The 26,072-nt window shown below is 71.1% G+C and carries 25 protein-coding genes; 9 read left to right on the top strand and 16 right to left on the bottom strand.

Annotated features, from left to right (window positions below; all coding sequences use genetic code 11):
- Positions 1-63: 63 nt before the first annotated feature.
- Entirely contained in the window at positions 64-750 is a 687-nt protein-coding gene (locus tag ACIBIW_RS04920; protein ID WP_399332035.1) for a PadR family transcriptional regulator, read from the bottom strand.
- A gap of 412 nt (positions 751-1,162) precedes the next feature.
- Between ACIBIW_RS04920 and ACIBIW_RS04925 the strand changes: the two genes are divergently transcribed.
- Together ACIBIW_RS04925 and ACIBIW_RS04930 are read left to right on the top strand one after the other, a co-directional pair.
- Positions 1,163-3,898 (top strand): transglycosylase domain-containing protein, encoded by a 2,736-nt coding sequence (locus ACIBIW_RS04925; RefSeq protein WP_399332037.1) that lies wholly within the window; start codon positions 1,163-1,165, stop codon positions 3,896-3,898.
- Between the two features lie 91 nt (positions 3,899-3,989).
- On the top strand, positions 3,990-5,522 hold the full coding sequence (locus ACIBIW_RS04930; protein ID WP_399332039.1) for a glycosyltransferase family 87 protein: 1,533 nt from the start codon (positions 3,990-3,992) through the stop codon (positions 5,520-5,522).
- A gap of 126 nt (positions 5,523-5,648) precedes the next feature.
- Here the strand turns inward: ACIBIW_RS04930 and ACIBIW_RS04935 are convergent, their stop codons facing one another.
- The 3 genes from ACIBIW_RS04935 to ACIBIW_RS04945 form a co-directional block, all read right to left on the bottom strand.
- Positions 5,649-6,683, bottom strand: a complete 1,035-nt coding sequence (locus ACIBIW_RS04935) for an alanine racemase (protein ID WP_399332041.1) — start codon at positions 6,681-6,683, stop codon at positions 5,649-5,651.
- A gap of 129 nt (positions 6,684-6,812) precedes the next feature.
- Entirely contained in the window at positions 6,813-7,934 is a 1,122-nt protein-coding gene (locus tag ACIBIW_RS04940; protein ID WP_399332043.1) for a lipid II:glycine glycyltransferase FemX, read from the bottom strand.
- A gap of 158 nt (positions 7,935-8,092) precedes the next feature.
- Complete coding sequence (locus ACIBIW_RS04945) at positions 8,093-8,407, bottom strand: hypothetical protein (protein WP_399332045.1); 315 nt, start codon at positions 8,405-8,407, stop codon at positions 8,093-8,095.
- A 289-nt stretch (positions 8,408-8,696) separates the two neighbouring features.
- Between ACIBIW_RS04945 and rpsF the strand changes: the two genes are divergently transcribed.
- The 4 genes from rpsF to rplI all read left to right on the top strand — a co-directional run bounded on the left by rpsF (position 8,697) and on the right by rplI (position 10,425).
- Complete coding sequence (rpsF, locus tag ACIBIW_RS04950) at positions 8,697-8,987, top strand: 30S ribosomal protein S6 (RefSeq protein ID WP_399332047.1); 291 nt, start codon at positions 8,697-8,699, stop codon at positions 8,985-8,987.
- A 95-nt stretch (positions 8,988-9,082) separates the two neighbouring features.
- Positions 9,083-9,682 (top strand): single-stranded DNA-binding protein, encoded by a 600-nt coding sequence (locus tag ACIBIW_RS04955; protein ID WP_399332049.1) that lies wholly within the window; start codon positions 9,083-9,085, stop codon positions 9,680-9,682.
- Between the two features lie 41 nt (positions 9,683-9,723).
- Positions 9,724-9,960, top strand: a complete 237-nt coding sequence (gene rpsR, locus ACIBIW_RS04960) for a 30S ribosomal protein S18 (protein ID WP_003949403.1) — start codon at positions 9,724-9,726, stop codon at positions 9,958-9,960.
- Positions 9,961-9,978: 18 nt separating this feature from the next.
- Complete coding sequence (gene rplI / locus ACIBIW_RS04965) at positions 9,979-10,425, top strand: 50S ribosomal protein L9 (protein ID WP_399332051.1); 447 nt, start codon at positions 9,979-9,981, stop codon at positions 10,423-10,425.
- A 181-nt stretch (positions 10,426-10,606) separates the two neighbouring features.
- On the opposite strand, the gene ACIBIW_RS04970 is transcribed toward rplI, so the two are convergent.
- Positions 10,607-11,944: an MATE family efflux transporter gene (locus ACIBIW_RS04970; RefSeq protein ID WP_399332053.1), complete on the bottom strand. Its 1,338-nt coding sequence runs from the start codon at positions 11,942-11,944 to the stop codon at positions 10,607-10,609.
- 461 nt (positions 11,945-12,405) lie between these two features.
- Here ACIBIW_RS04970 and dnaB point away from each other — a divergent pair, with 461 nt between their 5' ends.
- Positions 12,406-13,878 carry a replicative DNA helicase gene (dnaB, locus tag ACIBIW_RS04975; protein WP_399332055.1) on the top strand — a complete coding sequence of 491 codons (1,473 nt, stop codon included), beginning with the start codon at positions 12,406-12,408 and terminating at the stop codon, positions 13,876-13,878.
- Between the two features lie 54 nt (positions 13,879-13,932).
- Here the strand turns inward: dnaB and ACIBIW_RS04980 are convergent, their stop codons facing one another.
- On the bottom strand, positions 13,933-14,478 hold the full coding sequence (locus ACIBIW_RS04980) for a DUF3291 domain-containing protein (RefSeq protein ID WP_399332057.1): 546 nt from the start codon (positions 14,476-14,478) through the stop codon (positions 13,933-13,935).
- 233 nt (positions 14,479-14,711) lie between these two features.
- Entirely contained in the window at positions 14,712-15,596 is an 885-nt protein-coding gene (locus ACIBIW_RS04985) for an LLM class F420-dependent oxidoreductase (protein ID WP_399332059.1), read from the bottom strand.
- Positions 15,597-15,903: 307 nt separating this feature from the next.
- Here ACIBIW_RS04985 and ACIBIW_RS04990 point away from each other — a divergent pair, with 307 nt between their 5' ends.
- Together ACIBIW_RS04990 and ACIBIW_RS04995 are read left to right on the top strand one after the other, a co-directional pair.
- The gene (locus ACIBIW_RS04990; RefSeq protein WP_399332061.1) at positions 15,904-16,845 is read left to right on the top strand and encodes a class I SAM-dependent methyltransferase; all 942 of its coding nucleotides are present in this window, start codon (positions 15,904-15,906) and stop codon (positions 16,843-16,845) included.
- A 50-nt stretch (positions 16,846-16,895) separates the two neighbouring features.
- Complete coding sequence (locus ACIBIW_RS04995) at positions 16,896-18,278, top strand: serine hydrolase domain-containing protein (RefSeq protein WP_399332063.1); 1,383 nt, start codon at positions 16,896-16,898, stop codon at positions 18,276-18,278.
- 115 nt (positions 18,279-18,393) lie between these two features.
- Here ACIBIW_RS04995 and ACIBIW_RS05000 read toward each other — a convergent pair whose 3' ends face one another.
- The 9 genes from ACIBIW_RS05000 to ACIBIW_RS05040 all read right to left on the bottom strand — a co-directional run bounded on the left by ACIBIW_RS05000 (position 18,394) and on the right by ACIBIW_RS05040 (position 26,067).
- Positions 18,394-18,846: a GNAT family N-acetyltransferase gene (locus tag ACIBIW_RS05000; protein ID WP_399332065.1), complete on the bottom strand. Its 453-nt coding sequence runs from the start codon at positions 18,844-18,846 to the stop codon at positions 18,394-18,396.
- A gap of 23 nt (positions 18,847-18,869) precedes the next feature.
- A complete protein-coding gene (locus ACIBIW_RS05005) occupies positions 18,870-19,787 on the bottom strand; it encodes an RNA polymerase sigma-70 factor (protein WP_399332067.1) in 918 nt (305 codons plus the stop codon).
- Positions 19,784-20,977 carry an NAD(P)/FAD-dependent oxidoreductase gene (locus tag ACIBIW_RS05010; RefSeq protein WP_399332068.1) on the bottom strand — a complete coding sequence of 398 codons (1,194 nt, stop codon included), beginning with the start codon at positions 20,975-20,977 and terminating at the stop codon, positions 19,784-19,786. Before ACIBIW_RS05010 ends, ACIBIW_RS05005 begins: the two co-directional genes overlap by 4 nt.
- 129 nt (positions 20,978-21,106) lie before the next feature.
- Complete coding sequence (locus tag ACIBIW_RS05015; RefSeq protein WP_399332070.1) at positions 21,107-21,976, bottom strand: GNAT family N-acetyltransferase; 870 nt, start codon at positions 21,974-21,976, stop codon at positions 21,107-21,109.
- Positions 21,977-21,981: 5 nt separating this feature from the next.
- Complete coding sequence (locus ACIBIW_RS05020) at positions 21,982-22,512, bottom strand: DUF2269 domain-containing protein (protein ID WP_399332072.1); 531 nt, start codon at positions 22,510-22,512, stop codon at positions 21,982-21,984.
- A gap of 167 nt (positions 22,513-22,679) precedes the next feature.
- On the bottom strand, positions 22,680-23,162 hold the full coding sequence (locus ACIBIW_RS05025; protein ID WP_399332074.1) for an NUDIX domain-containing protein: 483 nt from the start codon (positions 23,160-23,162) through the stop codon (positions 22,680-22,682).
- 66 nt (positions 23,163-23,228) lie between these two features.
- Positions 23,229-24,134 carry a LysR family transcriptional regulator gene (locus tag ACIBIW_RS05030; protein ID WP_399332076.1) on the bottom strand — a complete coding sequence of 302 codons (906 nt, stop codon included), beginning with the start codon at positions 24,132-24,134 and terminating at the stop codon, positions 23,229-23,231.
- Between the two features lie 230 nt (positions 24,135-24,364).
- On the bottom strand, positions 24,365-25,540 hold the full coding sequence (locus ACIBIW_RS05035; protein WP_399332078.1) for a cystathionine gamma-lyase: 1,176 nt from the start codon (positions 25,538-25,540) through the stop codon (positions 24,365-24,367).
- Positions 25,537-26,067, bottom strand: coding sequence for a low molecular weight protein-tyrosine-phosphatase (locus tag ACIBIW_RS05040; RefSeq protein ID WP_399332080.1), 531 nt, complete (start codon positions 26,065-26,067; stop codon positions 25,537-25,539). The genes ACIBIW_RS05035 and ACIBIW_RS05040 overlap by 4 nt, the downstream gene beginning before the upstream one ends.
- Positions 26,068-26,072: the final 5 nt, after the last annotated feature.

Raw genomic sequence — 26,072 nt, forward strand, 5'->3', positions numbered from 1 at the left:
TGCTCCCTGTGTGTTCTCGGTATGACCGATCATGCGGAAGAGGGCCTGCGACGGCGCAGATCCTCAATTGGCGGTGTCATCGGGCGTATCCGGCAGGGGGTCGCCCCCGTGCCGGGGCAGGCCGCCCGGTTTCCCCGTTGTCGGCTGCGGTCTGTCCTCCGGGGCGGCGGCGTCGGAACGCTGCCGGGGCTGACCGGAGCGCTCGCTCTCGATCAGTTCGTTCAGCCAGCGCACTTCGCGCTCCACGGACTCCATGCCGTGGCGCTGTAGTTCGAGGGTGTAGCCGTCGAGCCGTTCCCTGGTGCGTGCCAGCGAGAGACGCATCTTCTCCAGCCGCTCCTCCAGCCTGCTGCGGCGTCCCTCAAGCACGCGCATGCGGACATCGCGCGAGGTCTGGCCGAAGAAGGCGAAGCGGGCGGCGAAGTGCTCGTCCTCGTACGCATCGGGACCGGTCTGCGACAGCAGGTCCTCGAAGTGCTCTTTCCCCTCCGCCGTCAGCCGGTAGACGATCTTGGCGCGGCGCCCGGAGAGGGGCGCGGCGAGAGCGTCCTGGGAGGTGCTGCCCGGCTCCTCGGTCAGCCATCCGCTGGCGACGAGCGTCTTGAGACAGGGATAGAGCGTGCCGTAGCTGAAGGCCCTGAAGACCCCCAGTGAGGTGTTGAGTCGTTTACGCAGCTCATAGCCGTGCATCGGGGACTCGCGGAGCAGTCCGAGCACGGCGAATTCCAGGATGCCCGAGCGCCGGCTCATCGTCGTCTCCTCTCCGCCTCGCGGTGCGGGACGGGCCGCCGGGCCCACCCGCACGGTCCCTGACCGGCAGCGGTGCCGGTCTTTATGCCGTGCTGATGTATCGACTCGATACATCTCGACGATAGAACGAGCCCGGGGATGCGACAAGAGGGGAAACGGTGAACGCTGTCACATCGCTGATTAGTGGGAAGCAAGTTGCCTGATTTGCCATGAAGTTCTGCGCTACACGCGTTTTGACGGTGCGTAGTCTGTGCGCCATGCGTAACGCAGGGAACCGAGTGAGGACGCCGGTCGTCTCACTCCCTGGTGCAGTGCGGATGAAAGCCAGCAACCGCATCCGCATGTCGGGGGGAAACCGCAAACCGCTGCCGTGTCCAGGCGTGCCAGCGCCTGCCCGAGGAGTAGTCCTTCGATGAGCGAGCACCGTCGCAAGCCACCGCAGCCAGGAGGGGGCGGCCGCGCCGCCGCGCGCCGCGGCGCACCGGGCGGGCAGCCCCCCGGCCGCCGGGCCGCCCCGCGCGACGCCACGGGTTCCCCGTCCGACGGCTACGGCCCCACGGGGGCCTCCACGGGCGGCGAGCGGCCCCCCGGCGGCAGGGCAGAGGCCCGCCGCGCCGCACAGCGCGGGGGGCGGCGCAGGGCCGCAGAGGGCCCGGGAGCCGGTGGGGGCGGCGGCCGCGGCGGAGGGCGGCGCGCCGGTGGCCCCGCGGGCGCCCCGGGGCCGGGCCGCGGACGCGGCAGGGGCGCCCCGGTCAAGAAGCGGTTCATCGACTACCCGCGGGCGGGCAAGTTCGGCTGGCGCCACTGGGTGCCCTCATGGCGCCTGGTGACCGGTCTGTTCATCGGTTTCCTCGGCAGCCTGATGGCGATCGCGGGCATCGCGTACGCGATGGTGGACGTGCCGGACATCGCGAAGACCGCCAGAGCCCAGAACAACGTCTACTACTGGGCCGACGGCTCGGAGATGGTCGCCACCGGTGGTGAGGCGAACCTGAACCGGCAGATCATCCGCTACGAGGACATCCCGGCATCGATGCGCAACGCCATCGTCTCCGCCGAGAACAAGACGTTCTGGACCGACAAGGGCGTCGACCCGATGGGCGTCTCCCGCGCCCTCGTCAACATGGCGCGCGGCGGTGAGACCCAGGGCGGCTCGACCATCACCCAGCAGTACGTGAAGAACGCGCTGTTGGACGACCAGAGCCAGACCATCAGCCGTAAGTTCAAGGAACTCTTCATCTCCATCAAGGTGGGCGCCCAGGTCTCCAAGCAGGAGATCCTGGCCAACTACCTCAACAGCGCCTACTACGGCCGCGGGGCGTACGGCATCCAGGCCGCGGCCCGTACGTACTTCGGCGTGGACGCCTCCAAGCTCGACGCGAGCCAGACGGCCTTCCTCGCGGCGATCCTCAAGGGCCCCACGTACTACGACCCGGCCGGTGCCACGTCCATCGACCCCTCGGCGACCCAGGAGGCCAACACCAAGCGGGCCACCGACCGTTGGGGGTGGATTCTGGACCAGGAGGTCAAGGACGGCCACCTCAAGGCGTCCACGCGGGCCACGTACAAGGAGTTCCCGAAGCTCCAGGGCCCGCGCTCCAACCACCAGTTGAGCGGGCAGGTCGGCTATCTCGTCGACCTGGCGAAGGCGTATGTCATCAACAACGACATCGTCTCCGCGGACAAGCTCCAGCAGGGCGGCTACGAGATCCACACGACCTTCGACAAGAAGAAGGTCGGCGAGCTGGAAGACTCGATCAAGAAGGTCGAGAAGGAGAAGATCGACCCCAAGAAGCGCCCGGACACGGACAAGTACGTCCAGTTCGGCGGCGCCACCGTCTCCCCGAAGACGGGGGCCATCCAGGCGATCTACGGCGGTGAGGACGCCACCAAGCACTTCACCGACAACGCCGACGCCACGGGCGCCCAGGTCGGCTCGACCTTCAAGCCCTTCGTCCTGGCCGCCGCGATGCGCGACGGTGTGCGCGATCCGGAGGGGCAGGCGACCCAGACGCCCGACGAGCGGACCATAGTCTCCCCGCAGAGCATGTACAGCGGGAAGAACAAGCTCAAGATCAAGCAGTACGACGGGAGCGTCTGGACCAACGAGGAGGGCAAGGAGTGGCTCCAGACCAACGACGGCGGCGACAGCCTCGGCGCGCCCCCCGACTACAAGATCACCCTGCGCAAGGCCATGGAGCAGTCCGTCAACTCGGCGTATGTGCAACTGGGCATGGATGTCGGCCTTGACAAGGTGAAGCAGTCGGTGCTCGACGCGGGCATCAAGGAGAACAGCCTGGCCAGCTCCGCCTTCCCCTCGTTCTCGATCGGCACCTCGGACCCCAGCGCCATCCGCATGGCGAGTGCGTACGGCACCTTCGCGGCCAGCGGAAAGCAGCGGGAGCCCTACTCGGTCACCAAGGTCGAGTCGAAGGGCGACTTGCTCTGGAAGCACGAGGACAAGGCCAAGCAGGCATACGACTCGAACGTCGCCAACAACGTCACGGATGTGCTGGAGGACGTCGTCAAGAGCGGTACCGGCACCCCCGCGAAGCTTCCGGACCGCCAGGTCGCGGGCAAGACCGGTACCACCGACGGCAACAAGTCGGCCTGGTTCGTCGGCTACACCCCGCAGCTCTCCACGGCGATCTCCATGTACCGGATGGACGACAACGAGAAGAGCAAGGAGCGCAAGTTCCTTGAGATGTACGGCACCGGTGGCGAGGAGAAGATCCACGGTGCGTCGTTCCCGGCCCAGATCTGGCACGACTACATGACGAAGGCGCTCAAGGGCACCCAGCCGGAGAAGTTCGAGCCCGCCGAGGAGATCGGCGAGGTCGTCGGCAGCGCCCCGAAGCCGTCGGACTCGCCGTCCGTGAGCGACTCCCCGTCGACCTCGGACAGTCCCTCGCCGACCGAGACCGAGCCGTCGGAGCCGCCGAGCGAGACCCCCGACCCGACCGACACCTGCAAGGGCCAGTGGTGGGGTTGCAGCGACGCCGGACAGGACGGCGGTACGGACGCCGGACAGGACGGAGGCTCCACGACCTCGCCACCACCGGGAACGGACGACGGCGGTGACGACAGAGGCGGTGAGAACGCCGGAAACGACGCCGGTAACGACAACGGCGGAGGCATCTTCGGCTGAGGCCGACCGGCCGCGTTTCACGTGAAACATGGGCCGTCCCGTTCATCCGACGGGGCGGCCCATCCGTCTGTTCTCAGCCGGGTACGGCAGGATGTGCGACATGCCCAGCGCAGAGATGACGCCCACCGGCGCCCGTGAACCGGACCCCGTACGCCCCACGGCGGAGGACGCGGTGGCCGCGGCCGGGAGCGAGCTGATCGGCGGCCCCCTGGGGCGGTGGGCCCTGACCGGCACCTCCTGGTGGACCCCCGTACGGGTCGTCACCCTGGTGATGCTCGGCATGTTCGCGCTCGGCATGATCCAGAAGCTGCCCTGCTACGACGGGGCGTGGTTCTTCGGCGCCAGCTCCCAGTACACCCACGCCTGCTACTCCGACGTCCCCCACCTCTTCCAGGGGCGCGGCTTCGCCGACGGCCTCGTGCCGTACTTCGACCGCATCCCCGGCGACATGGACTATCTGGAGTACCCGGTCCTGACCGGTGTCTTCATGGAGGTCGCCGCCTGGCTCACCCCCGGCGGCGGCACGCTCCAGCACCAGGAGCAGGTCTACTGGATGGTCAACGCCGGGATGCTGATGATCTGCGCGGCGGTCATCGCCGTCTGTGTCACCCGCACCCACCGCGGCCGGCCCTGGGACGGGCTGCTGGTGGCGCTGGCGCCCGCGTTCGCGCTCACCGCCACCATCAACTGGGACCTCTTCGCGGTGGCCCTCACCGCGGCCGCCATGCTGATGTGGTCCCGCCGCCGCCATCTCGCCTTCGGCATCCTGCTGGGGCTCGCCACCGCCGCCAAGCTCTACCCCGCGCTGCTGCTGGGGCCGCTGCTCCTGCTCTGCTGGCGCGCGGGCGCCTGGCGGGCGTACGCCACGGCCCTCGCGGGCGCCGTCGGGGCCTGGCTGGTGGTGAACCTGCCGGTGATACTCCTCGCCCCCGAGGGCTGGGCGAAGTTCTACACCTTCAGCCAGGAGCGCGGCGTCGACTTCGGCTCCTTCTGGCTGATCATCGCCCAGCGCGCCAACCCGTCGCTCGCCACCGGGACCGTCAACACCCTGGCGACCCTGCTGATGCTGCTGTCCTGCGTCATCCTCGCCGCGCTCACCCTGACGGCGCCCCGGCGGCCGCGCTTCGCCCAGCTCGCGTTCCTGGTCGTGGCGGCCTTCATCCTCACCAACAAGGTGTACTCACCGCAGTACGTGCTGTGGCTGGTGCCGCTCGCCGCGCTGGCCAGGCCCCGCTGGCGGGACTTCCTGATCTGGCAGGTGTGCGAGGCCGGGTACTTCCTCGGCATCTGGATGTACCTCGCGTACACCACCAGCGGGGACAAGCACCGTGGCCTGCCCCAGGACGGCTACCACATCGCCATCGTCATCCATCTGCTCGGCACGCTCTACCTCTGCGCCGTTGTGGTACGGGACATCCTGCTGCCGGAGCGCGACCCGGTGCGGCGCTCGGGGGACGACGACCCCTCGGGCGGGGTGCTGGACGGCGCCGAGGACCGCTATGTCCTCGGGCACGCCGCCCATCCGCCCCGGCACGCCGCACACACGGCGAGCACCCAGGACGCCCCAGGAGCCCATGGAGCCGTCCGCTGGGGCCTGGAGCCCCCGGGAGCCCCGGGCGACTGACGGGGCCCGCAGACGGCCGTACGGCGGCTCACAGGGCCCGGAAGGGACGCACGGAAGCCCCGGAAGCGGCACGCGGGACACCCCGGAAGGGGCGCGGTGGGGCGGGAGAGGCCGGCGCGGCCGGGGTCAGCGGTCGACGATCCGGTCGAACTGGGTCGTGGTGTGCCGCAGGTGCGCCACCAGCTCCTCGCCCACATGCGGCTCGGGGGCGTCCGCGGACGGCACGAAGAGGATGGAGACCTGCATGTGCGGCGGCTCGGCGAACCAGCGCTGCTTGCCCGCCCACACGAACGGCGACAGGTTCCGGTTGACGGTGGCGAGCCCGGCCCGCGCCACCCCCTTCGCCCGCGGCATCATCCCGTGCAGCGCCTTCGGCGCCTCCAGGCCCACCCCGTGCGAGGTGCCGCCCGCGACGACCACCAGATAGCCGTCGGCCGCCGCCCGCTGCTGCCGGTAGCCGAACCGGTCGCCCTTGACCACCCGCGTCACGTCCAGTACCGAGCCCCGGTACTCGGTCGCCTCGTGGTCCCCGAGCCAGAGCTGGGTGCCGATCCGCGCCCGGAACCTGGTCTGCGGGAACTGCTGCTGGAGCCGCGCCAGTTCGGTCGCCTTCAGATGGCTGACGAACATGGTGTGCAGAGGCAGCCGCGCCGCGCGCAGCCGGTCCATCCAGCCGATGACCTCCTCGACGGCGTCCGTGCCGTCCGTGCGGTCGAGCGGCAGATGGATCGCGAAGCCCTCCAGGCGCACGTCTTCGATCGCCGACATCAACTGCGGCAGGTCCCGCTCGCTGACCCCGTGCCGCTTCATCGACGACATCACCTCGATGACGACCCGCGCCCCGACGAGCCCGTGCACCCCGTCGAGCGAGGACACCGAGCGGATCACCCGGTCGGGCAGCGGCACCGGCTCCTCACCGCGCCTGAACGGCGTCAGCACCAGCAGGTCCCCGCCGAACCAGTCCTTGATACGGGCCGCCTCGTACGTGGTGCCGACGGCGAGGATCTCCGAGCCGAAGCGGGTCGTCTCCTCCGCGAGGCGCTCGTGGCCGAAGCCGTATCCGTTGCCCTTGCAGACCGGGACGATCCCCGGGAACTGCTCCAGCACATGCTTGTGATGTGCCCGCCAGCGCGCGGTGTCGACATAGAGCGTGAGCGCCATGGCCGTTCCCGGAACCTTTCTGGTCTTCGTGGTCTGATCGGATCTGTGAACGGACATTGTGCCCGTTCCTGAGGCCGGGCCGCGCGACACGCGACGGCCCGTGACCCTCCGGTGACCCCCGTCTCCCGGTCAGCGGCGCGACATGTAGATGTCAAGTGCCTTGTGCAGCAGCTTGTTGAGCGGGAAGTCCCACTCGCCGATGTACTCCGACGCCTGCCCGCCGGTGCCCACCTTGAACTGGATCAGACCGAAGAGATGGTCGGTCTCGTCGAGGGAGTCGCTGATACCGCGCAGGTCGTAGACGGTGGCGCCGAGCGCGTACGCGTCGCGCAGCATCCGCCACTGCATCGCGTTCGACGGCCGCACCTCGCGGCCGATGTTGTCCGAGGCGCCGTACGAGTACCAGACGTGGCCCCCGACGACGAGCATGGTCGCCGCCGAGAGGTTCACCCCGTTGTGCCGGGCGAAGTAGAGCCGCATCCGGTTGGGGTCCTCGGTGTTCAGCGCCGTCCACATGCGCTGGAAGTAGCTCAGCGGGCGCGGCCTGAAGCGGTCGCGCTGCGCGGTGATCTCGTAGAGCCGCTGCCACTCGGCCAAGTCCTGGTAGCCGCCCTGGACGACCTCGACGCCCGCCTTCTCCGCCTTCTTGATGTTCCGCCGCCAGAGCTGGTTGAAGCTCTTGTGGACGTCCTCAAGGGACCTGTTCGCCAGCGGCACCTGGAACACGTAGCGCGGCTGTACGTCGCCGAAGCCGGCGCCGCCGTCCTCGCCCTGCTGCCAGCCCATCCGGCGCAGCTTGTCGGAGACCTCGAAGGCGCGCGGCTCGATGAAGTCGGCCTCGATGTCCCGCAGTCGCTTCACGTCCGGGTCCTGGATGCCCTTCTTGATGGACCCGGCCTCCCAGCGCCTGATGACCACGGGCGGCCCCATCTTGACCGAGAACGCACCCTGTTGCTTGAGGTGCGCCAGCATCGGGCGCAGCCAGTCGTCCAGGTTGGGCGCGTACCAGTTGATGACCGGGCCCTCCGGCATGTACGCCAGATACCGCTTGATCTTCGGGAGCTGCCGGTACAGCACCAGGCCCGTGCCCACGAGCTGACCGGTTCGCTCGTCGAACCAGCCGAGGTTCTCCGAGCGCCACTCCGCCTTCACGTCTGCCCAGGCCGGGACCTGCATGTGACTGGCCGAGGGCAGGCTCTGGATGTACGCCAGATGCTGCTCACGGCTGATGGTCCTCAAGGTCAGGCTCATTCGGGGCGCTCCTTGGGCTGGGGTCTCCCCGGGGGCGGGGTTCCGGCTCTCGCGGCGAAGCCTACTGCGCCCTCAGCCCACCCCGTTTGGGCATGCGCCACCTTCACCCCGCCGGTCGTCGGCCGAGGGGCGCGAGGGGTACGGGCGGCCCGGCGCCGTCAGCCGACGAGGCCCCCGAAGAGGCCGCCGTGGGCCATGCCGACGAGGAGGCCGAGCGCCGCCAGGCCCATGCCCACCACGAGGCCGGTGCGCTCGCGTGTCGTCACGGAGATGTACTGGCCCCAGGCACCCGTCAGGATGCCGACGAGGCCCGCCCAGGACGTGAGCAGGTGCAGTCCGTGGAAGATGGAGGAGACCGCCGCCGTGAGCCCGAGGGCGAGCGTCACCAGCAGCAGCGTGTCCTGGAGCGGATGGGCCCTGCCGTCCGAGGCCAGCAGGGACGAGGATGCGGTGGATCGCACTGCGTGTGCCATGGCACCTCCTGCGTAAGCGGCGCGTCGTAGCGCCCTGCACACCCGATGTGTACAGAGTGCGGACCAAAAGAGCCGGATTTCAACCGGAAGCGGGGGGCGAGTACTCTGTAGCGTCTGTGACGGTGTGGGCCCGGCTCCGCTGATCGCCGGGGAACGTCCGGGGCCCGAGCCCCGGGAAGCCGCCCGGCGGCAGCCGATGTCAGTGGCGGCCGATACCGTTGCACACGCATAACGACCCTCCTGCCACGGAACGACCGTGGCCGCTGAGACCAGAGGAGGTGGGTTCCACATGCGTCACTACGAGGTGATGATCATCCTCGACCCCGATCTGGAGGAGCGCTCCGTCGCCCCCCTGATCGAGAATTTCCTCTCCGTCGTCCGTGAGGGCAACGGCAAGGTGGAGAAGATCGACACCTGGGGCCGTCGCCGTCTCTCGTACGAGATCAAGAAGAAGCCCGAGGGCATCTACTCGGTCGTCGACCTCCAGGCCGAGCCTGGGGTCGTCAAGGAACTCGACCGCCAGATGAACCTCAGCGAGTCCGTCCTGAGGACCAAGGTCCTCCGTCCCGAGACCCACTGACCCCAGGCCCCGAGCCGTCGGGGCCCCGGGGTGAGCGGTTCTCGCGATCCGAGCAGCACAAGCAGCCAGCAGCAAACCCGCCGAGAGGTTCATCCATGGCAGGCGAGACCGTCATCACGGTCGTCGGCAATCTTGTCGACGACCCCGAGCTGCGCTTCACCCCCTCCGGTGCGGCGGTCGCGAAGTTCCGCGTCGCGTCCACGCCCCGCACCTTCGACCGCCAGACCAATGAGTGGAAGGACGGCGAGAGCCTCTTCCTTACCTGCTCGGTCTGGCGCCAGGCGGCGGAGAACGTCGCCGAGTCGCTCCAGCGCGGCATGCGCGTCATCGTGCAGGGCCGGCTGAAGCAGCGGTCGTACGAGGACCGGGAGGGCATCAAGCGCACGGTCTACGAGCTGGACGTCGACGAGGTCGGCGCGAGCCTGCGCAACGCCACGGCCAAGGTCACCAAGACCTCGGGCCGCGGTGGCCAGCAGGGTGGCTACGGCGGCGGTGGCGGCCAGCAGGGTGGCGGCGGCTGGGGCGGCGGCCCCGGCGGCGGCGCTCCCCAGCAGCAGGGCGGCGGAGCCCCCGCCGACGACCCCTGGGCCACCAGCGCTCCGGCCGGTGGCGGCCAGCAGGGCGGCGGTGGCGGCGGCGGCTGGGGCGGCGGCTCCGGTGGCGGTGGCGGCTACTCGGACGAGCCCCCGTTCTGACGGGGCAATCTCACACTTCTTGATCACACAGGAGAAACACCATGGCCAAGCCGCCTGTGCGCAAGCCTAAGAAGAAGGTCTGCGCATTCTGCAAGGACAAGGTCACGTACGTGGACTACAAGGACACGAACATGCTGCGGAAGTTCATTTCCGACCGCGGCAAGATCCGTGCCCGCCGCGTGACCGGCAACTGCACCCAGCACCAGCGCGACGTCGCCACGGCCGTGAAGAACAGCCGTGAGATGGCGCTGCTGCCCTACACCTCCACCGCGCGATAAGGGAAGGGTGACCGAGTCATGAAGATCATCCTCACCCACGAGGTCTCCGGCCTCGGCGCCGCGGGCGATGTCGTCGACGTCAAGGACGGCTACGCCCGCAACTACCTGATCCCGCGGAAGTTCGCCATCCGCTGGACCAAGGGCGGCGAGAAGGACGTGGAGCAGATCCGCCGCGCCCGCAAGATCCACGAGATCGCCACCATCGAGCAGGCCAACGAGATCAAGGCCAGGCTCGAAGGCGTGCGGGTCCGCCTCGCGGTCCGCTCCGGCGACGCGGGCCGCCTGTTCGGCTCCGTCACCCCGGCCGACGTCGCCTCGGCGATCAAGGCCGCGGGCGGTCCCGACGTCGACAAGCGCCGTATCGAGCTGGGCGCGCCCATCAAGACCCTGGGCGCCCACTCGACGTCCGTCCGGCTGCACCCCGAGGTTGCCGCCAAGGTGGACGTCGAGGTCGTCGCCGCCTGAGTCCCCCGGGACCGGGCGCCGCGCTGACGCCAGAGGGGGCACACCGACCGGTGTGCCCCCTCCGTCATGCCCGGCCCCGCTGGTTTCACGTGAAACACCGCCCCTCCGGGACCGGGGGGCAGGGACCTGCGCCCCACGTTTCACGTGAAACACTCCCGCACCCGACGGGCTTCGTGACCGCTCAGCGCGTCGCCCCGGTGACGATCCACCGCCCGGAGCGCGTACGCGCCCAGAGCGTCACCCAGCGGACCACCATCATCAGCGCCATCGCGCCCCAGAGCGCCCCCAGGCCGCCGTGGAACGTGGGCACCAGCAGCGCGGCCGGGATGAAGACCGCGAGCGTCACCAGCATCGCCCCCGCGAGATACGGGCCGTCGCCCGCGCCCATCAGCACGCCGTCCAGCACATAGACGATCCCGCACACCGGCTGGACGACCGCGGCCACCACCAGGGCGGGCAGCGCCGCGTCCCGTACGGCGGAGTCACCGGTGAAGAGCGGCACGAACAGCGGGCGCCCCGCGATGAGCAGGAGGCCCAGTACGGCGCCCGAGGCGATGCCCCACTGGATCATGCGGCGGCAGGCGTCCCTGGCGCCCGCCGCGTCGTCGGCGCCCAGATATCTGCCGATGATGGCCTGGCCCGCGATGGCGATGGCGTCCAGCGCGAAGGCGAGCAGGCTCCACAGGGACTGCACGATCTGGTGGGCCGCGATGTCGGCGTCGCCGAGGCGGGCGGCGACCGCGGTCGCGATCATCAGGATGGCCCGCAGGGAGAGCGTGCGGACCAGGAGCGGGGCGCCGGCCTGGGCACAGGCCCTGATGCCTGCCAGGTCGGGCCTGAGCGACGCCCCGTGGCGCCGCGCGCCGCGGACCACCACGGTGAGGTAGACGACCGCCATCGCGCACTGGGCGATCACGGTGCCCCAGGCCGAGCCCGCGATCCCGAGCCCCGCCCCGTAGACCAGGGCGGCATTCAGCGCGCCGTTGGCGATGAAACCGCCGACGGCGACGTACAGCGGGGTCCTGGTGTCCTGAAGGCCGCGCAGGATGCCGGTGGCGGCGAGCACGACCAGCATGGCGGGTATGCCGAGGGCGGAGATCCGCAGATAGGTGGCGGCGGGCGGTGCGGCGGTGTCGGAGGCGCCGAAGAGGTCGACGATCGCGGGCGCGGTGGGCAGCACGACGGCGATCACCAGGGCGCCGAGGAGCAGTGCGAGCCAGACGCCGTCCATGCCCTGGCGGATGGCGGCGGGCAGGTCCCCTGCGCCGACCCGGCGGGCGACGGCGGCGGTGGTGGCGTAGGCGAGGAAGACGAAGATGCTGACCGCGGTTGTCAGCAGCGCGGAGGCGACGCCGAGTCCGGCAAGCTGGGCGGTGCCGAGATGGCCGACGATGGCGCTGTCGGCCATCACGAAAAGGGGCTCGGCGACGAGTGCGCCGAAGGCCGGGAGGGCCAGTGCGACGATCTCCCGGTCGTGCCGTCTGCGGGCAGCTCGTGGCGTCGCGGGAGCCTGGGTCATGGCCGTCAATCTAATCTTCCACAGGTAACGGATGCAAGCCCTATGTGACCCTTACTTGTGGTGCGACGCGCGGGCTGTTGTGCAGGCTTTGTGGTGATCTTGGGCCGACCGGGAGACTTTTTCTTCTGCACAGCCGGTGGATGTCGAAACACCAGGTCAGTAGGGGTGTGGCAGAGGGTTCGTCCGCTTGTTCACAGAGCTGTCCACCGGCTCGTGCACAGGTTTTCCCCGGTTCTCCACAGACTGGGGCCCGTCATCCACAGGGCCTGTGGATAACCAGATTGGCTGACGGTGCGGAGCGGCCTACGGTAGTGCGGCGCCCGCCTCGTTCGGTGGCCCGGGAATCGCCACAAAACCGACGCGTCAGAACCGGAGTTGGGCCTCTTGCTTTGTCAGTGTCGTGCCGTAGGAAAGAAGGCGGTACGGCTAGGTCCGCACGGCGGACGCGAGGAGGTGGCCCGGTGAGCATTTCCGAGCCCTTGGACGACCCATGGGCCGACAGCGGACCGGGGGATCGTCTGCCCACTTCCCGCCGCCGCCCCGACCGCGGCCGTGACGACCAGCACGAGCGCGGCAGGGACGTGGACGGCTGGGAAGGACCCGGGTCGGGCTTCGAGCGGGTGCCGCCCCAGGACCTGGAGGCCGAGCAGTCCGTGCTCGGCGGCATGCTGCTGTCCAAGGACGCCATCGCCGACGTCGTCGAGGTGCTGCGCGGCCAGGACTTCTACCGCCCCGCCCACGAGACGGTCTACACCGCCATCCTCGACCTCTATGCCAAGGGCGAGCCCGCCGACCCGATCACGGTCGCCGCCGAGCTGACCCGCCGCGGCGAGATCACCAAGGTCGGCGGCGCCTCGTATGTGCACAGCCTGGTCCAGATGGTGCCGACGGCCGCCAACGCCGAGTACTACGCGGAGATCGTCCACGAGCGCGCCGTCCTGCGCCGCCTCGTCGAGGCAGGCACCCGTATCACCCAGATGGGGTACGCAGCCGACGGAGACGTCGACGAGATCGTCAACAGCGCGCAGGCGGAGATCTACGCCGTCACGGAGCAGCGCACCAGCGAGGACTACCTCCCGCTCGGCGACATCATGGAGGGCGCGCTCGACGAGATCGAGGCGATCGGCTCCCGCAGCGGCGAGATGACCGGTGTCCCCACCGGCTTCACCGACTTCGACTCCCTGACCAACGGCCTCCACCCGGGCCAGATGATCGTCATCGCGGCCCGCCCCGCCATGGGAAAGTCGACCCTCGCCCTGGACTTCGCCCGCTCCGCGTCGATCAAGAACGCTCTGCCCAGCGTCATCTTCTCGCTGGAGATGGGCAGGAACGAGATCGCGATGCGGTTGCTCTCGGCCGAGGCGCGGGTGGCGCTGCACCACATGCGGTCGGGGACCATGACCGACGAGGACTGGACCAGGCTCGCCCGGCGCATGCCGGACGTGACGGCCGCACCGCTCTACATCGACGACTCGCCGAACCTGTCGATGATGGAGATCCGCGCCAAGTGCCGCCGCCTCAAGCAGCGCCATGACCTCAAGCTGGTGGTCATCGACTATCTGCAACTGATGCAGTCGGGCGGCTCCCGGCGCGCCGAGAGCCGGCAGCAGGAGGTCTCGGACATGTCCAGGAACCTGAAGCTGCTCGCCAAGGAGCTGGAGATCCCGGTCATCGCGCTCTCCCAGCTCAACCGTGGCCCCGAACAGCGCACGGACAAGAAGCCGATGGTCTCGGACCTCCGTGAGTCAGGTTCGATCGAACAGGACGCCGACATGGTCATCCTGCTGCACCGCGAGGACGCGTACGAGAAGGAGTCCCCCCGGGCGGGCGAGGCCGACCTGATCGTGGCCAAACACCGAAACGGCCCCACCACCACCATCACGGTCGCCTTCCAGGGCCACTACTCCCGCTTCGTGGACATGGCCCAGGCGTGAGCCGACCGCACGCGCGGGCGCCCGAGACGCGTGGTCAGTTCCCATCGGCAGTGCTCATCGCGATCGACAGCGGTCATCGCGTGGCCAGTTGGTGTCGTCCGGGGTGAACGGGCGGTGGAAGGTGAAGGCGTGGGGTGTGGGGCCGTGGGTGTGGAGGTGGTCGAGCCGGGAGACCCCGTCACGCCAGAGGGGTATCGCGCCGTCGGCGACCCACCAGAACACATGACCCGGGTGTCCTGTCCTCTCGAACCAGTCGTAGCGCCTGTTCAGCGCCCCACGGTGCACACCGGTGTAGACGGCGTCGAAGGCGGGGCGCAGGCCGGTCCAGAGTGAGAGGGTCGTGGCCAGGGCGGCGGTTTCCGCCGTACGGCCCTTGTCGTACCAGGCCGGTACGGTGAACTCTCCCCACGCACCCCAGTCCGCCTCGAAGAGCCCGCCCCGGCTGCTGTCCGCCGCTTCGGCGTGGGCGAGGTATCCGGGGTGCTGACTGATGCTCCGGTAGACGGTCTCCCCGATGTCGTAGAACTCGCGTGTGAGAGGTGCGGGATCGGCGAGAGGTGACTTCAGGACGCCGAATGTGTACAGAGCAAGCCGCGGCATGCGTCTCTCCCTGGTCGGGGGTGCGTGGTGTGCGGGCGATCGCCGGGGACCAGGTGAAGGTAGCTGCCTGTGCGGGCCTTGTCGAAGTTGCGTTTTCCCTGTTCAAGTGGCCTCGTGTACAGGACATCGCGGGGCCGGTCGGCCGATGGCAGAGGGGCCCGTCGGGCGTGCCGACGGGCCCCTCTGACCTCCGGTCGGCCCGCGGTGCGGGGCCGACGCGACGCCGGGAGGCGTCACTTCATGGGCAGCGCCTCCGCCAGTTGACGCCACTGTGCGCGGGGCAGGTCGCTGCGGGGGTCGGCGGTGACCGTCTGTACGGCCAGGTGGTCGGCGCCCGCCGTCAGGAACTCGGTGGCGCGTGCGGCGATCGCGTCAGGGTCGCCGATCGCGAAGACCGCGTCGATGAGCCGGTCGCTGCCGCCGTCCCTGAAGTCCTCATCGGTGAAGCCGAGCCGTTCGAAGCTGCGGGTGTAGTTGGCCATCCTGAGGTAGTTCGCCAGGTAGCCGCGGGCGAGGTCGTATGCCGCGTCCCGGTCGCTGCTCACGATCACCTTCAGCTCCGGGGCGAGCAGCGCCTCGCCGCCCAGGACCTCCCTGGCGTGCGCGGTGTGCTCGGGGGTGACCAGGTACGGGTGGGCGCCCGCCGCGCGGTCCCGGGACAGCTCCAGCATCTTCGGGCCGAGCGCGGCCAGCACCCGCGCGTCGGAGGGGACCGGCACCGGCGCGGCGTCCAGCGCCGTCAGATAGTCGCGCATCGCCGAGTAGGGGCGCCGGTAGCGCTCCGTCATCAGGCTGTGGCTCACACCGAGGCCGAGCAGGAACCGCCCGGGGTGGTCGCGCTCCAGCACGGCGCGCTGGGCCGCGGCCTCCTCCGCCGTGTAGTCCCAGATGCTGACGATGCCGGTGGCGACGGTCAGCCGGGTCGTCGCCCGCAGCACCGGCGCCGCGAACGAGGCCGCGGGGCTGCCGCCGAGCCAGAGCGTGCCGTAGCCCAGCTCCTCAAGCTCGGCCGCGGCCTCGTCGAACTCTGCGGTGTACGCCGAGCCGTCGCCGCCGAGGGCGGTGCTCCAGGCGATGCTCCACACACCGATCCTGCCCAGCCGGTTCTGCTCTGACATGGAAAGCCTTCCTGTCCGGGGGGTGACGCGGCACGGCCGGGGGTCCGGGTGCGCCCCGGTCCCGACGCGGTGCCGCGGGGGACGGCGCCCTGGCCGTGTCCGCCGCGCCGTCTCTGTCCATGGTGGCCATGGTGGTCGCGGACGGCCGCCGGGCCGCCGGGCCACGCCCCGTACGCAACCAACTTCCCCCGCCCGTCTGTTCCCTGCCGGCGCAGCCACGGGGGCCGGTCGCGCCGTCCGGGCGCGCTGGTCGAGAATGCCCCCGGGGGCGCGCAGCGGCGCCGCGCGGACGAGAGGGGTGGGCGCGATGACGACGGCGGCACAGGAGGCGTTCCTGAGGGGGTTCCACGCGGCGTACCCGGCCGTGACCTCGCGGACGCTGGGCGGCGGACGGAGCGACGACGACAGGTCGGGCTACGAGATCCTGCGCGACCGGGTCGCCGGTGCGACCCGCGTCCTCGACCTCGGCTGCGGCGACGGCCACCTGCTGGAACTCCTCGCCACAGCCACAGCCACGGCGACAGCGACAGTCATAGACACCACCTCCGCCTCCGCTTCCGCCGCCGCCTCCGCGCACGCCCCCGCCCCCTCCACCGCCTCCGCGCACGCCCCTGCTCCCACCCGCAGGCTCGCGGGCGCGGACCTCTCGCGTGCCGACCTCGCCCTTGCCCGCCGCCGTCCCGCGCTCGCGGGCGCGGTCCTCGTGGAGTGCCGTGCCCAGGAGTTGCCGTTCGCGGACGGCAGCTTCGACGCCTGTGTCTCCCATATGGCGCTGATGCTGATGGGCGACATCGAGCGGGTGGTCGCGGAACTTGCCCGTGTCCTCGCGCCCGGCGCCACTCTGGCCGTCGCGGTCGGCGGCGGCGCCGCGGGGGGAGAGGCGTACGAGCTGTTCGTCGACCTGGTGCGCCGCAGGCTCGCCGCGGAGCCGGGCGGCGGGACCATCCCCGCGCTCGGCGACCGCAAGGCCCGCAGCAGGGAAGGACTCGACGGCCTGCTCACGCCCGCCGGGTTCACCCCCGTGGACTGGGAGACCGTACGGATCGACCTCAGCGCCCCCCTCGACGAGGTGTGGGACCGCCTCTCCGGGACCTACGACCTCGGGCCCCTTGGCCCCGCCGACCGTGCCGCGCTGCGGGCCGCCTTCCACACCGCGGCGGCGCGGATCACGGCGCCTGACGGCATCACCCCCTGCGCCATGAACCTCCGCGTCGCCACCGCCCGCCGCACGGGCCGACAGGCGCCCTGACGCCCCGAAATGCGCTCGACATCGCCGGGCGCATTGGGTGGACTGCGCCCATGACGACACCCCCAGAACCGTTGCTGCCCACCACCGGCCGGGCGCTGCTGCACCGTCTCGCGCGCGCACAGTCCGAGGGGCGCGCGCCCTCCGTGGCCGCCGCCGTGGTCAGGGACGGCGAGACTGTCTGGCAGGGGGCGCGCTCCTGCGTTCCCGACCATGCGCCGGATGGGAACGTGCAGTTCAGGATCGGTTCCATCACCAAGACGTTCACCGCGGTCCTGGTGCTGCGGCTGCGGAACGAGGGCGTCCTCGCGCTTGACGACCCGCTGGAGCGGCATCTGCCGGGCACCGGAGCGGGGGGTGTCACCATCCGCCAACTGCTCTCCCACACCGCGGGGCTGGCCTCCGAGTCTCCCGGGCCCTGGTGGGAGCGGACCCCGGGGGCGCTGCGGCCCACGCTCGCGGACGTGCTCGGGGAGCGGCCCTTCCGCCATGCCCCTGGCGCTCGCTTCCACTACTCCAACCCCGGTTTCTCCGCGCTGGGCTCGCTCGTGGAGAAGCTGCGCGGTGCGCCCTGGGAGGACGTACTGCGGCGGGAGGTCCTGGAGCCGCTGGGGCTGCGGCGCACGGGGCTGGAGCCCGAGGCGCCGCATGCCGGGGGCTGGGCGGTGCACCCGTGGGCCGATGTGATGCTGCCCGAACCCCTCGAAGACCTCGGTGTGATGGCGCCCGCGGGGGCGCTGTGGTCCACCACCGGGGACCTCGCACGGTTCGCCGCGTTCCTCGCCGCGGGCGACGAGCGGGTGCTGGACGCGGACTCGGTACGGGAGATGCGGACGCCCGCGGCGCCCTCCGAGGGCTCCGGCGTGGTGGACGGCTATGCGTACGGCTTCGGTATGGAGGTCTTCGGGCGCGGCGACCGGCTTCTGGTGGGGCACACCGGATCGCTGCCCGGGTTCCGGGCGTCGCTGACCCTGGATGTGGACGAGGGGCTTGCGTCCGTGGTGCTGGGCAACTGCACCTCGGGTCTCGCCGTGAGCGCCCTCGCCGCGGATCTCGTCTCCCTCGTCCGCGACGCCGAGCCCCGGATTCCGGAGCCCTGGCGGCCCGCCGGGGAGGTCGATCCGGCGGTGCTCGAACTGGCGGGGCCCTGGTACTGGGGGACCCTGGCCTATGTGCTGCGGGTGAGGGCCGACGGGATGCTGTCGCTCGAAGCCCTCGGCCCCGGCCGCGCCTCCCGCTTCGAGGCCGCCGCCGACGGTACGTGGACCGGTCTCGACGGCTACTTCGCGGGCGAGGTGCTACGGGCCGAGCGCCGCCCCGACGGTCGGCTCAGCCATCTCGACCTGGGCTCTTTCACCTTCACCAGGGAGCCGTACGACCCCGGCGCCCCGGTCCCCGGAGGGGTGGACCCACAGGGGTGGCGGGGGCTGCCCTAGGCCGGGGCAGTGCAGCGGCGTCGTCCCGTTTCCGTAGGGGGCGGCGTCCTGTCCGTTCTGGCGGCTGTGCCGTGTTTCACGTGAAACATGGCATCGGCCCGTTCGGTGGCGGGGGTCAGAGCGTCAGCTTGAAGCCGACATGGGTCGCCTTGAAGCCCAGGCGCTCATAGAAGCGGTGCGCGTCGGTACGGGACGCGTCGGAGGTGAGCTGGACGATCCGGCACCCCTGGCGCCTGGACTCGTCGACTGCCCAGTCGATCATCTGTGTGCCGAGCCCGGTGCCGCGCTCCGAGGCGGCGATGCGCACCGCCTCGATCTGGGCGCGTGCGCTGCCCCGATGGGAGAGGCCCGGGATGACCGTGAGCTGAAGGGTGCCGACCACGGTGCCCTCCCGCTCGGCCACCAGCAACTGCTGATGGGGGTCCTCCTCGATGTCCCGGTAGGCGGAGGCATAGGGCGCGAGGTCGTCGAGCGACTCTCGTGCGGCGCCCAGGGCGTCGTCGGCGAGCAGTCCCACGAGCGCCGGGAGGTCGTCGGCGGTCGCCGGCCTGAAGTCGAGTGGTTCCATGCCGGCGACTCTAAGCGGGCGGGTCAGGAGAGTTGGTGCCGGGTGCCGTTGGCGACGGCGTGCAGCTTGTCCGGGTTGGCCACGTTGTGGATGGCCGAGATACGGCCGTCCGCGTCGAAGTCGAAGGTCATCGTGGCGATCACGCGGTCCTGGCCGCGGAACACCAGCCCCGGGCCGCCGTTGATCCAGGTCAGCTCCGCCCGCATCTGTTCGGGCTCGATGCCCTGGTAGGTGGTGGTGCCGAGGGCGGCGAACCAGCGGGCCACGGTCTCCAGGCCGACGACCGGCTTGAGGGCCTGGCGGACCTTGCCGCCGCCGTCGGTCCACAGCGCCACGTCCGGGGAGAGCACTTCCATGAGGGTGTTGATGTCGCCGCCCGTCGCCGCCGCGAAGAACCGCTCGGTGACGTCGCGTTGGCTGGAGCGGTCCGCGGGGTAGCGGGGGCGGCGGGCCTGGACGTGTTCGCGGGCGCGGTGCGCGGCCTGCCGGACCGCCGGTTCCGAGCGCTCCACCGCCTCCGCGATCTCCCCGTAGCTGAAGGCGAAGACCTCCTTGAGCACGAAGACCGCCCGCTCCAGGGGGCTCAGCGTCTCCAGCACGACCAGCAGGGCCGTGGAGACCGAGTCCGCCGTGGCGATGTCGTCGGCGGTGTCGGGGCCGGTGAGGATCGGCTCGGGCAGCCAGGGCCCGACGTAGGTCTCGCGCTGGTGGCGGGTCGAGCGCAGCCGCTCCATCGACAGGTTGGAGACGATCCGGGCCAGGTACGACTTGGGGTCGGCGACCTGGGAGCGGTCGGCCGCCGACCACTTGAGCCAGGCGTCCTGGACCACGTCCTCCGCGTCGGCGGCGCTGCCGAGGATGCGGTAGGCCACGGAGAAGAGCAGGGTGCGGTACCGCTGGAAGGCGAGCTGGTCGGGGCCGTCCTGGTGCGGCTGGGTCACTTGGTGCTCCTGGTCCTGGTGTAGCGGCCGCCGTGCGGCCAGAAGGCGCCCGAGGCGGGCAGCTTCTTCATACGGGCGAAGGTCGCCCACGGCGCCGCGCTGACCGTCTCCTTGTACTTCGCGGCGCGCCTGCCGGTCAGCACGATCCTGCGCGGGCCGTCGTCGGGGCGGGTGAACTGCACGACGGCATCGTTCCTGCCCAGGCTGACGGGCGTGTGATAGTAGCCGAACCTGAAGGGCCTGGGCTCCTTGCCGGCCACGACACGCAGGATCGAGAGGGCCGCGTGCACACCGGTGGGCATGCCGCCCTGGCAGGTCCCGTGCATCACGCCGTAGCCCTGGCGGATCGCCGCGGCGTCGCCCACGGCGTAGACGTCCGGGTGGGAGACCGAGCGCAGCGCGCTGTCGGTGACCACGCGGCCGCGCTCGTCGACGGTCAGGCCCGCGGCGGCGGCCAGCGGTGGGACACGGGTGCCGCTGGTCCACAGCACCGCGGCCGCTTGGACGGTGGAGCCGTCGGCGAGTTCGACGCCGTGCGGCAGCACCTTGGCGACCTCGACGCCCGCGCGCACCCGCACCCCGAGCCGGGCGAGCGCCGCGTCCAGATGGGCCTTGGCCTTCGGGTGCATGTCCGCGCCTGGTTCCCGGCGGCCGAGCAGCTCCACCCGCAGCTCCGGGTACCGCTCGGCGATCTCCGCGGCGGCCTCGACGCCGGTCAGGCCGCTGCCGCCGACCACAACGCTCCCGCCGCCGAGCCCGGCGAGCCGGTCGGCGAGGAGCGCGGCGTCCTCCGGGCCGTCGAGGGTGTACGCATGGTCTTCCACGCCGGGCACGGCGGCGGTGTCCGCGGCGCTGCCCAGGCCGTAGACCAGGGTGTCGTAGCGCAGGACCCGGTCGTCGTCGATCCGGACGGTCCTCGCCCCGGGGTCCACGGCGGTCACCCAGCCGCGGACGAGGACGGCGCCGGTGCCGTCGAGCAGCTCAGGGATGCTCATCGCGGCCGTCTCCTGGCCGGTGGCGGTCATATGCAGCCGAAGCCGCTCGGTGAAGGTCTCGTAGGGGTTGACCAGTGTCACCCGCAGGTGTCCCCGCTTCCTGGTGCGGGCCGCGAGCTGGATCGTGGCGGAGAGCCCGGCGTAGCCGGCGCCCAGGACCAGGACCTCGTGCCGCCGTGCCGCTGTCGCGTTCATCGCTGTCTCCCTTCGGGCGGGCCGTTCCCGCCGTGCGGACGACCACGAGACGCGAGCTGCCCTTTCGATCGTGACCCGGGGCGATGGTGACCTGCGTCATACCCGTGAGAAGAGAACAGCGGCCCCCGGTCAGCCCGCCGCGACGGTCAGCGGCGCCAGCCGCAGCGTCCGGTCGCCGGGCAGCTCGGTCGTTCCGTAGTGCATGATCGCGATCTCGCCGGTGGGTGCGAGGCCCCGCTCCCCGAGCCATGCGGACAGCGCCTCGTGCCGTACGTCGACGTCGGCGCGCAGCGGGCGGTCCGTGTGCGCGGCCAGGGAGGCGACCAGCGCCCGGGCGGTCGTGAGGTCGCGGGCGATCAGCGGGCCGATCATGTCGGTGGACTCATTGGGCCAGGCCGCGGCGTAGCCGACCAGCTCCCCGCCGCTCTCGGCGACCCTGAGCTGCCGGGTGAAGGCGGGCAGCCTGGTGATCACATGGGTGCGGTCGGCGCCGAACGCCTCCTCGTCGAGCCGGAGGATCGCGGGCAGGTCCTCGGCGGTCGCGGGCCGGGTACGGCCGACCTCCTCCGTGCCCTCCGGGGTGAAGGCGCCACGCAGCGTCCTGGCGCGGCCCTGTGCCTTGAAGCCGGTCTCCTCGTAGAGCGGGCGGCCGGAGGAGGTGGCGTAGAGGGTGAGCGGAACGGCGCCGGACTCGGCGACCACATGCCGCAGCAGCCGCCGCCCGACGCCCCTGCGGGAGTACCGCTCGGCGACCAGCATCATGCCGATGGCCCGGAAACCGGCCCCGCCGCTCGGCTGCTCGTAGGTGGTCACGACACAGGCGCAGACCAGCCCACCGTCGGGGGCGTCGATGCCGTAGCCCCTTCCGGCCGCGAGCAGCAGGCTCCACTTGTGTTCTTCTCTGGGCCAGCCGCGGTCCTCCGAGAGATCCGCGCAGGCCATGAGGTCGCGGGGCGTCAGGCGCCGGATGGGGAGTGCGGTGAGGGTAGGTGTCGACACGCGGGTCAGGCTGTCGGATGCAGCGCCCTGGCGTCCACCTTTTTGCGGCCCGCTGACCGCTGCTTTCGGCCACGCCGGGTCAGGCCCCAGGGCTTGAGCACGGAGATCACGGTCATGAACAGATACGCGGACAGCGACACACAGGGCGGGACGAGGATGTCGGCCGTCACGGGCTGCCCGGCGATCGATTCCGCCGTCGCCCCGTTGACGTCGGGCCGCAGCGCGAACACGGTGAGCCCGGTGGCGACGAGCGTCATCCAGAACTTGGTGTAGACCCAGCGGTGCCTGGCAAGGCCCCAGGGGGTGCCGAGCGAGAGCACCGTCCCGGAGCCGAACGTCAGCAGGGCGATGGGGACGAGCAGCCAGTCGGTGAAAACCTTCATCGACCGGTACGACGCCTCCGCCACCTCGTGCGAACCGGCGGTGGTGGCGGTGACGGCGAGTGCGAGCAGCCCAAGCGCGAGCCCGAGCCAACTGACGGATGTGGCTACATGGACAACGAGGATGGCCCGTCGGGCCCGTCGGGGGAGTTTCACGTGAAACAGGCTCCCGCCCGGCCGTCCCCACGGCGTCTGACGGCGGGAGTAACCCCGCGTACTAGCGGCGGCGTATCCGGGGCCCCCGGCTGCTTCCTCGGGTGCCGTGGCGCCGGGTGGGGCCGCCCTGCTTGCCGAGGGTGCCGTGCCGCCGCTGGCCGTTCTCGTCAGCCCAGGTCGGGGGCGTGCAGGGCGCGTACGCCCTCGATATTGCCGTCCAGATAGTGCCGCAGCGAGAGCGGTACGAGATGGACGGAGGCGATGCCGACCCGGGTGAAGGGGACCCGTACGATCTCGTACTTTCCGCAGGGCTCGTCGATCTCGGGGCCGTGCCGGAGCGACAGGTCCATGGACGCGAGCCGGCAGACGAAGAAGTGCTGCACCTTGACGCCTGCCGCGCCGTCGTCCTCCCGGATGTGCTCCACGGTGTCCACGAAGCACGGGACCACATCGACGATCTTGGCGCCCAGCTCCTCGTCGACCTCACGGTGCAGTGCGTCGATGACGGTACGGTCGCTCGGCTCCACCCCGCCGCCGGGCGTGATCCAGTAGGGGTCGACCCCCGGCTTGGTGCGCTTGATGAGGATCAGGGCGTCGTCTTCCAGGAGAACGGCGCGTGCGGTGCGTTTGACCACGGGTCGGACGGTCATGGATGACAGTTTCGCCCGGCTCGTTCCACGTGAAACATCGCACTGCTGCACGCGGTACGCCCCCGGTCAGTACCAGTCGAGCGCGGCGTGCAGCAGCTCATCATGGGCCCGGGCGATATGGGGCAGGGCCAGGGTGCCGGTGCGGACCGCGAGAAAGTAGGTGCGCAGCGGCGGCACCACCGGGTCGAGCAGTGCCACCAGCACCCCCTGCTCCAGCGCGCCCGCGCAGAGATAGCGGGGCAGTACGGCCAGGCCCGCCCCGGCAACAGCGCAGGCGAGCACCGCCCGCAGATCCGGCACGATCACCGCGCCGGGCGCGGCGGGGGCGGCGTCGAAGACCAGCCCCCAGTACCGGGTCACCAGGGGCAGTGACTCGTGCACCTCCACCAGCGGCAGCCGGTCCAGCGTCGCTGCCGACTTCCGCCGCAGCCGCCCGGGGCCGATCCTGGCGGCCCAGCGCGGCGCGGCCACCAGGACGTGTTCCTCGTCGCACAGCGCGGTCCCGGTCAGCAGCGCCCCCCGGGGCCGTACCGTCGTGATCGCCATGTCCTGACGGCCCGCCGCAAGCCCCTCCAGGGCCTCCTCGGCGTGGCCGAAGCTGGCCCGCAGTGTGAACTCGGGGCCCTCGCGGGAGGCCAGTTCCGTCAGCGCGGGCACGGCGCGCTCCGCCGTGAACTCGGGGGTGCCGATGAGATGCAGAGAACGCGGCAGCACCGTGTCGTCGAGACCGGCCTCGGCGATGCCGACGAGCGCGTCCAGATGCGGCGCCGCCCGGTGTGCCAGCTCGTCGCCGATCGAGGTGGGTGTCACACCGCGGGCCCTGCGCAGGAACAGAGGGCGGCCCAACTGCCGTTCGAGCGCCTGGATCTGCGAGGTCACGGCGGGCTGGGACAGCCCGAGCAGCGCGGCGGCGCGGGTGAAGGAACCGGCCCGGTGCACCGTGACGAATGTGCGCAACAGGGCCAGATCCATGGCTTGGTCCCTTCCCAGGGCGTCCAGGACGAGCCAACTATAAATATGTCAATAGGCTCCTGTCGCTCCCGTGATTGGACAATGACAGAGAGTCAACTAGCCTTGGAGCAGTGGTTCTTCGCGCGGAGAACGCCCGGTGCGCCGGTGCGTGAAGAGTCGGCTGCGGCCCGAGCCAAGAGGGGGGAGGCTCGGGCCGTTTGACGCCTGCGCGCCCCCGGGGCGCGCCGTGATCAGCTCCCGGCGGCCGAGTCCAGTGCCCGCAGTACGTCTCCCACCAGGTCCTCGGTGTTCTCGACGCCCGCCGAGAAGCGGACGAAGCCCTCGGGGACCGCGTCGCCGCCCCAGCGCCCGCGCCGCTCCGCCGTGGAGCGCACCCCGCCGAAGCTGGTGGCCTCGTGCACAAGACGCAGCGCTCCCAGGAACCGTTCTGCCTGCTCACGCGAGGGCAGCGTGAACGACACCACACAGCCGAAGCGGCGCATCTGACGCGCCGCGAGCCGGTGCGAGGGGTCGCCCGGCAGCCCGGGATAGCGCAGCCCCGCGATCTCGGGGCGCTCCCGCAGCGCATGGGCGAGCGCCAGCGCGTTGGCGTCCTGCCGCTCCACCCGCAGTTCCAGGGTGGCGAGGGAGCGGTGCGCGAGCCACGCCTCCATCGGGCCCGGGATCGCACCCGCGATCTTGCGCCAGCGCCGCACCGCGGCGGCCGCCGCCGGGTCCCGGCAGACCACGTAGCCGAGCAGGACGTCCCCGTGCCCGGTCAACTGCTTGGTGCCGCTGGCCACCGCGAAGTCCGCGCCCAGCGCCAGCGGCCGCTGTCCGAGCGGGGTGGCGAGGGTGTTGTCGACGGCGACGAGCGCGCCACGCGCATGCGCCTCCCCGGCGAGACGGCGCACGTCACACACGTCGAGCACCGGATTCGACGGCGTCTCAAGCCACAGCAGCCGCGCCCCGTCGAGCGCCTTGAGCTGGCCGTCGCCGCCGGTCGGCGCCGTCCGCACCTCGACCCCGTACGCCGTGAGCTGCTCGCGCAGCAGCGGAAGGGCCTGGTAGCCGTCGTCGGGCAGGACGGCGACGTCGCCCGCGCGTAGCTGGGAGAAGAGCACGGCCGAGACGGCGGCCATCCCGGAGGCGAACACCACCGTGCCACCGGCGCCGTCCGAGCCCTCGGCGGGCGGTGCCTCAAGCTCCCCGACGGCCTGCTCAAGGCGGTCCCACGTGGGGTTCTCGTCGCGCCCATAGGTGTAGGGCCCCGTGGGATCGCCCGGCAGGTGGTAGTGCGCGGCGAAGACGGGCCCCGGCAGCGGGGGCTCGTGCTTCCGCGCCTCGGGCAGGCCCGCGTGGACCGCGCGGGTGCCGTCCCCCGCCGCCCCGGCGCCCCCGGCGGGCGTGCCGGTGCCCGCGCTCATGCCGCCTCGCTTTCCAGGGCCTCGCGCACCGTGCTCAGCAGGCCCTCGCTCGCCGACTCCACCATGCCGAGACATGTCCGAAAACCGTCGATGCCCCCGTAGTAGGGATCGGGAACATCCAGATCCCCGGTGTCCCCCGCATCGCGGCCGGGTTCGTACGCGCGCAGCAGCCGCACCTTCGCCGCGTCCTCCGGGGTCGGCGCCAGCCGGCGCAGCTCGCGCAGATGGCCGGCGTCCAGCGCGACCACCAGGTCGCGCCCGGCGAACCAGGACCGCCGGAACTGCCGCGCCACATGCTCCCGGGGGCCTTCGGGGCCGGGCCGCAGGGTGTCGTAACCGGCGTCCCGCAGCACCGAGAGCGTCCGCTCGTCCGCGCCGCTGCCCTCGTGCCAGTCGCCGGTCCCCGCGCTGTCCACCTCGACCAGGCCGTCGAGTCCCGCCTCGACGAGGCGGGCCCTGAAGACGTACTCGGCCATGGGCGAGCGGCAGATGTTGCCGCTGCACACAAAACAGACGTGGTAGGTCATCGGCG

It is taken from the genome of Streptomyces sp. NPDC050560 (assembly GCF_044457285.1).
In the GTDB taxonomy this organism is placed as follows: Bacteria; Actinomycetota; Actinomycetes; order Streptomycetales; family Streptomycetaceae; genus Streptomyces.